Genomic DNA, 6,349 nt, shown 5'->3' with positions numbered 1-6,349 from the left:
TTACGTGCAGTAGCTGCAGGGATGTTAGCATCTTTACTAAGTGCTGCCATTGCCGGAATGTTTATATAATCAACTAAATAATAAATGGAGTGCGCGGTGTAACCTCACCGACACTCCATTTTTTTGTATATTAGCGATCAAAAATATCAGGGGTTTTATCGCTTTTTTATCGTAGAGTCAACAAGAATGGAAACCACAATATCAATCGTATTCTTTATAGCTGTCTTAATATGAAATTAGAGATCAGGTGCTATTTTTTGTTGAACCGCTCATAGTCACGACAAAGAACCGCCGATAGCCAAGTCTTTTGCGCTGATAGTCGACATGAATGCGCTCATAGTCGACACAAAACCGCTCATAGCAAACAAACAGTCACTCTAAAGATCTCCAAAACCAAAAGCTGAATTGTTAAGGACATCCATCAAGCTGGATGTCCCCATTTTTTGTTAAACCGCTCATATCCGACAAAGATGCGCCGATAGTCGACAGGAATGCGCTCATAGTCGACACAAAACCGCTCATAGGATAAAACAGTCACTCTAAGATTTCCAGTACCAAAAAGCTGAATTGTTAAGGACATCCATCAAACTGGATATCCCCATTTTTGTTAAACCGCTCATAGTCGACAGGAATGAGCTCGTAGTCGACAAAATACCGCTCATAGTATACAACAGTCACTCTAAAGATTTCACAAAACCAAAAAGTTGAATTGTTAAGGACATCCATCAAAGCTGGATGTCCCATTTTTCTCTATTTAAAAATGTGCGAGGTTAGTTTGTTGATTAAAGGTCAATAATAGGAAAATCATATTTATGTTATAGGAAGCAAATAAAAGTTCGTGTGAAACCTGGTCCACACAACAATTCTTGACGCTATCCAAGTTGAGATGCGTCCCAAAAAACAAACAGTAAATGAGGTATTATATGGGCTTTTTCAAAAAGAAAAATAATAAAATAAAACCCCAACCTACTTCACCTGACCAAACACTGAAGAAAAGTTCAAATATCGAATTAAACACAAGTCTTCAAGAAAATTTACAATTCATAAACACTTCTTTAGGAAAAAGCACGGATATTGTCATACGAGAAATTCGGATTGGAAAAGAAGGAACCATTAAAGCCGGTATTATTTATACAGATGGGTTAACCGATACACCTTCATTACAAAACTTTATTTTGGAAACGCTCATGCTAGATATCAAAGGGGTTGAATTACAAGAAAAGATAACTCCTGAACAAGATCTTATTAGTGTATTAAAAGATTTTGCCATGACAGTAGGGGAAATTAAAGATCTAACTGATTTTGACGTACTTTTTACTGGTCTTTTATCGGGAGATACGATTATTTTAATTGATGGATATGCGCAAGGTTTACTCATTTCCAATAAACAATGGGTTGAGCGTGGAGTAACGGAAGCATCAGCACAGATGGTAGTAAGAGGACCCCGCGAAGGATTCTCCGAAAATTTGCGAGTAAATACTGCTTTAGTTCGTAGAAGACTTAAAGATCCGAATCTTTGGATGGAATCAAAAGTTATTGGAAAACGCACGAAAACGAATGTTGCCATGATGTATATCAACGGCATTGCAAATGACAAAATAGTGAAAGAAGTCCGTTTGCGTTTGGATAAAATAGACATTGATGGAATTCTTGAAAGTGGAAACATCGAAGAATTGATTGAGGATGCACCTCTCTCACCTTTTCCCACCGTTTTTAATACAGAACGTCCAGATATAGTTGCTGCGGCATTATTGGAAGGGCGCATAGCTATTTTAGTTGATGGAACACCCTTTGTACTAATTGTTCCGGCATTATTTGTTCAATTTTTTCAATCTTCCGAGGACTACTATCAACGTGCAGATATTGCGAGTCTTATTCGAATTCTTCGTTTTTTTGCATTTACAATTGCGTTATTGGCACCATCATTATTTATTGCAATCACCACATTTCATCACACTATGCTACCACCTGCACTCCTTATTAGTTTGACAGCCCAACGGGAAGGCGTCCCATTTCCGACATTTGTTGAAGCGATAATAATGGAAGTCACCTTTGAACTTTTGCGTGAAGCAGGTATAAGAATGCCCAGAAACATAGGTGCAGCCATGTCTATAGTGGGGGCATTTGTAATTGGAACAGCAGCCGTTGAAGCAGGCATAATTTCTGCTGCGATGGTCATCGTAGTTTCAATAACAGCCATTTCAAGTTTTGTTTCTCCTACTTATGACTTGGCTATCGCTGTCAGGATGTTGCGCTTTGTATTTATGGCAATCGCAGCAGCGTTCGGTTTGTTTGGAATTACGATAGGTTTAATTGCTCTTATTCTGCATTTATGCAGTATACGTTCTTTTGGAATACCATATATGTCTCCATTAGCTCCATTTAATATTTCGGATCAAAAGGACACGTTTATTCGTTTGCCTAAATGGAAAATGTTTACTCGACCTCGCCTAATCAATCAACAAAATATGACTCGTCAACAAGATTCCGCCTCTTCAAAACCACAACCAACAAAAAATGAGGAGTATGAAAGGGAGTAAACGATGAAAAAGTGCATGTTTGTACTCCTGATTCTCAGCCTCTTTCTTACGGGGTGTTGGGACCGGAGGGAATTAAATGAGCTTGGCATTGCATTAGCATTAGGAATCGATAAAGTAGAAGATGAATACCAAGTAACTGCTCAAGTGGTTGTACCTTCTGAAATATCCATGAAATCAACTGGGCGTTCACCGGTAACCCTGTTTAAGGCGAACGGGGAAACGATATATGAAGCTCTTCGAAAAATAACAAAGAACTCGCCGCGAAAAATATATCCTGGACATCTTCGAATGCTTGTGATCGGTGAGGATTTAGCTGAAGAAGGAATAGGCGAATCCTTAGAGTTTCTGTCAAGAGATTGGGAATTTCGATCTGATTTTTATGTTGTTATTGCTAAGGATATGACCGCGGAAGAGATACTAAATGTCACAACAACTCTTGAAGCCATACCCGCTAATAAAATGTTTAACACGCTTAAAACGTCAGAAGCTGCCTGGGCCGCAACGAGCGGCATTGTATTAGATGAGCTAATAACAGATCTAACAAATGAAGGAAAAGAAGCGGTATTAACGGGGATTCTAGTAACAGGGAACCAAGAAATAGGAACAAGCAAACAGAATGTAGAATCAATTACTCCAGAAGCGCGAATTGTATATGATCAATTAGCTGTGTTTAAAAAAGATAAACTGTTGGGCTGGTTAACTGAACAGGAAAGCAGAGGGTATAATGACATCACCAACACAGTGAAAAATACAATAAGTGTAATATCTTGTCCTAAAGAAGGAAAAATTTCTATAGAAATCATCCAGTTAAAATCTGACATTAAAGGTAAAATGAATAAAGGAAAACCCGAAGTAGATGTCAATATTAAAGTAAAAGGAAATGTAGGGGATGTAGAATGTGCAATTAATCTTAGTGAACCAAAAACAATTGCTGAGCTAGAGAAAATCACGAAAAAAGATATGGAAGATACCATTAATCAGACCATTGAAACGGTACAAAAACAATATGAATCAGACATATTTGGATTTGGTGAAGCCATTCATCGATCCAATCCGAAAGAATGGAAAAAGATTAAAGAGCAGTGGGATAAAGGTGGATTTTCAGAGTTGACAGCGAACGTTAAAGTTGACGTGAAACTTCAGCGTACGGGTACAGTAGGTAATTCCTTCCTAGATGATGTAAAGGAAACTAAATAATCATGTTGAAAAGTATAGGAATACTCCTGATTGCGGCTATCATTCTGTGGATTGAAGTTCCACCTCTATTGGAAAAAAAGTATAAAAAAGAGTTACTTGTGTTTGCTATTCTTCTTGCTATTGCCGTAGGATTAAGTATTACTCTAGGATTTGGAAAATCTATTCCAAATCCATTTGATTTACTCACTTTTGTGTTTAAACCTCTTAATGATGTTATTGCTCTTTTGTTAAAGTAAAAGAACAGTGTGGAGCGGAAGGTATGATATGGAATGATGGAAGACGTTAAAATAAATTCGTACCAATTTCTAGTTTTAGTTATTTTTTTTACGATTGGTACTAGTCTCTTAACTGTACCATCAGTATTAGCAGCCGAAGCGAAACAAGACGCTTGGATTGCCGCTATAATTGGTACGGGAATCGGGTCATTGGTCATATGGCTATTCATCACTATAGCTCTTTGGTTCCCTCACCTCACCTTTATCCAAATCAATGAAAAAGTATTTGGAAAATGGATAGGTAAAGCCTTTTCTGTTTTCTTTGTACTCACGACTTTTCTTTTTACTTCAGAACTTTTGTTTTATTGTGGGACATTCCTAAACATCCATGCGCTGCCAAGTACTCCAATGGTAGTCCTTAATATTCTTATGGCGGGGGTAGTGGTGATGGGAGTCCGTCTTGGATTGGAAACCATCGCTCGTTCTGCAGAAATCTTAATTGCCGTTTTCTTCATCCTTTTTCTCATTTTAGTGGTGTTTATTTCACCTGAAATCAAGTTTGAAAACATACAGCCTGTATTTGAGACGGGTACAAAAAAGATCGTTCAATCATCCGTATTTTATTTCGTAGTATCTTCAGTTAATGCCGTTATTTTATTAATGATTTTTCCTTCCTTTATTAACAAAACGAAACAAGGTAAAAAATCCTTTTTATTAGGAAACTTAATAGGTGGCATCATCATTATTATTATTACATTTTTGACTGTTGCTGTATTAGGTCCTGAGAATACCGCAAGACAATCTTATCCTAGCTATGAATTGGCTAAAAGGATAAATGTTGGGGATTTTGTACAGCGTATTGAAGGGTTAATGGGCACACTTTGGATTATTGCGCTCTACTTTAAGGCGGTACTTTATTTTTACGCTTCCGTTTTAGGTATGGCACAAATTCTAAATTTGAAAGATTACCGCCCTTTAACATTACCCTTAGGCATGATTGCTGTTGTCCTTTCTCTCGTGATTTATCCTAACGTCAGCTACCAACAAAATTGGGACAGTACAACGGGTAATACCTTATCTTTGTCATACGGACTTTTTTTACCTCTTTTGCTGGTAGTAATATATGGGTTACGAAAAAAGAAATTAAAAAAAAGAGGCCTGAAACCCTAGGAACAAAATTTACTAAAAGCCAATTCGGTAATGTATTGTCAACTCAGTGACAGGTACCCGGGATTCCTAGTGTTGTGGAGAGGAAGATATGATATGAAATGATGAAGGATGTAAAAATAAATTCGTACCAATTTCAAGTTCTAGTCACCTTATTTACCATTGGTTCGAGCATCTTGCTGTACCATCACGCTTAGCCCAAAATGCGAAGCAAGACGCTTGGATTGCCACTATATTCGGGGTTGGGATTGGGTTATTAATCATTTAGTTTTTTTGCACGATAGCGCAATGGTTTCCTCATCTCACTTTTATTGAAATCAATAATAAACTCTTTGGGAAATGGATAAGGACAATATTTTCTCTTTGCTTTGTGTCGATTTCTTTTCTTTATACCTCTACTCTTTTTCTAAATATCCATGTGCTGCAAAGTACTCCAATGGTAGCGCTAAATATACTTATGGGAATGATAATGGTGATGGGTGTCCGTCTTGGGTTAGAGACAATCGCTAGGTCGGCCGAAATCTTAATTGTTGTTTTCTTCTTCCTATTTCTCATTTTAGTGGTGTTTATTTCACCAGAAATCAAGTTTGAAAACATACAACCTGTATATGTGGCAGTTTCTCCTTACCTTTCTTCTCCAGAAGGTAAGGTACACTTTGCTGGGAAACATACTGCTCTGCCCCATGGATGGATACAATCTGCAATTGAGTCTGGAATACGTGTGGCACATGAAATCAATGACTTGCCTTGAACTATATATTTGACGAAAAGCAATAAAAAGCGAATCTAACATTCTTCAATGGATTCGTTTTTTGTTTTTTTGTTAAACTGGTGTAAAAGGATGAAAATAGTTGTTCCATTACAAAAAGTTATCCGTAGAAGATTTACAAGATGATTTCCTATCGACGTTTAATCGCTATCAAGAAACTCATCAAGTTTTAGTGAAATACCAAGACCACCTAATCGTGAAGAAGGATTCTTTTGTTGACGACTGGGACCAAGAAAAGAAGTCAGCAGTGGTTCATTCATTGAGATACTGTGTACAAGTTGGAGGTAGCGTCATTGGTGTTTATCGTGAACATGAGCTAATTGGGTTTGCTAACGTGGAGAACGAGAAATTTGGTATTTATGGTGAGTATGTTGAACTTCCATATATTCACGTCTCTCGCGAAGTACGAGGAAGCGGGATAGGAAAAAAGCTATTTGAAATTTGTTGTGAAGAAGCAAAGC

At 37.4% G+C, this 6,349-nt stretch carries 5 protein-coding genes and 2 pseudogenes; all 7 read left to right on the top strand.

Annotated features, from left to right (window positions below; all coding sequences use genetic code 11):
• Positions 1–923: 923 nt before the first annotated feature.
• The gene (locus tag WBG45_RS10555; RefSeq protein WP_424414359.1) at positions 924–2,540 is read left to right on the top strand and encodes a spore germination protein; all 1,617 of its coding nucleotides are present in this window, start codon (positions 924–926) and stop codon (positions 2,538–2,540) included.
• A 3-nt stretch (positions 2,541–2,543) separates the two neighbouring features.
• A complete protein-coding gene (locus tag WBG45_RS10550; protein WP_424414357.1) occupies positions 2,544–3,737 on the top strand; it encodes a Ger(x)C family spore germination protein in 1,194 nt (397 codons plus the stop codon).
• 2 nt (positions 3,738–3,739) lie between these two features.
• Positions 3,740–3,973: a hypothetical protein gene (locus tag WBG45_RS10545; protein WP_424414355.1), complete on the top strand. Its 234-nt coding sequence runs from the start codon at positions 3,740–3,742 to the stop codon at positions 3,971–3,973.
• 36 nt (positions 3,974–4,009) lie between these two features.
• Entirely contained in the window at positions 4,010–5,122 is a 1,113-nt protein-coding gene (locus WBG45_RS10540; RefSeq protein ID WP_424414354.1) for a GerAB/ArcD/ProY family transporter, read from the top strand.
• 277 nt (positions 5,123–5,399) lie between these two features.
• Positions 5,400–5,669 (top strand): annotated as a pseudogene (locus tag WBG45_RS10535) (GerAB/ArcD/ProY family transporter); the annotation flags it as partial.
• Between the two features lie 72 nt (positions 5,670–5,741).
• Positions 5,742–5,870: pseudogene (locus WBG45_RS10530) on the top strand (FAD-dependent oxidoreductase); the annotation flags it as partial.
• A gap of 100 nt (positions 5,871–5,970) precedes the next feature.
• Positions 5,971–6,349: GNAT family N-acetyltransferase (locus tag WBG45_RS10525; protein ID WP_424414352.1), on the top strand; the 379-nt coding region annotated here is incomplete at its 3' end.

It is taken from the genome of Paenisporosarcina sp., from assembly GCF_049671445.1.
Classification (GTDB): Bacteria; Bacillota; Bacilli; order Bacillales_A; family Planococcaceae; genus Paenisporosarcina.
This window is presented reverse-complemented; position numbering and strand designations above follow the sequence as displayed.

What these genes read in the sequence shown, in the direction of transcription:
- WBG45_RS10555 (WP_424414359.1), top strand. Translation starts at nt 924, where the DNA reads ATGGGCTTTTTCAAAAAGAAAAATAATAAAATAAAACCCCAACCTACT.
- WBG45_RS10550 (WP_424414357.1), top strand. Translation starts at nt 2,544, where the DNA reads ATGAAAAAGTGCATGTTTGTACTCCTGATTCTCAGCCTCTTTCTTACG.
- WBG45_RS10545 (WP_424414355.1), top strand. Translation starts at nt 3,740, where the DNA reads ATGTTGAAAAGTATAGGAATACTCCTGATTGCGGCTATCATTCTGTGG.
- WBG45_RS10540 (WP_424414354.1), top strand. Translation starts at nt 4,010, where the DNA reads ATGGAAGACGTTAAAATAAATTCGTACCAATTTCTAGTTTTAGTTATT.